At 67.4% G+C, this 543-nt stretch carries 1 protein-coding gene; it reads right to left on the reverse strand.

What is annotated here, in order from left to right:
* Positions 1-367 (reverse strand): cation efflux transmembrane domain-containing protein (locus C9414_RS21015; RefSeq protein ID WP_181286205.1); only part of this gene is annotated, 367 nt, incomplete at its 3' end.
* Between the last annotated feature and the right edge of the window lie 176 nt (positions 368-543).

Below are 543 nucleotides of genomic sequence, written 5' to 3' on the forward strand. Positions count from 1 at the left end.
CATTGACCAGCGCATACAGCGCCGCACCGATCATCAGCGTGCCGCTGACCCCCAGCACGATCGGCTCCAGGTGCCAGAAGCCCATGGTGAAGCGCTGGTTGAGCCGCGACTGCAGCGCATCGGTGTTGGTGGACAGCGCGATCAGCCGCGCCACCAGCAGCGACAGCCAGGTCATCACCACGTCGATCAGCCCGTAGATGCCATCGAAGATGATCAGCGAGGAATTGGCCAGCAGGCCGAACACCACCGCGGCCACCGCCAGCAGCAGCGCGCCGGCGATCGACAGGCGCAGCACGCCCTGCTCGGTGGTGGGGTCGAAGAAGTGCGCGCGGTCGTTGGCCATGTCTGGATTGTAGAGCGGAGCCATGCTCCGCTGCCTTTCGCGGCCGACCGCGCTACCCTCATGTAGCCACTTCCCGTAGACTGCGCCCCTCCCACGCACCGACCCCGCCCTGCAGTGATCACGCCACCCTGACCCTTGCCGCACCTCGGCAGCCGGCGCGCCCGGCTCAGGAACCCGTGTCTTTCCACTGCAGCGCCTCG

It is taken from the genome of Bacillus sp. Nf3 (assembly GCF_003028545.1).
Lineage (GTDB): Bacteria > Bacillota > Bacilli > Bacillales > Bacillaceae > Bacillus > Bacillus safensis.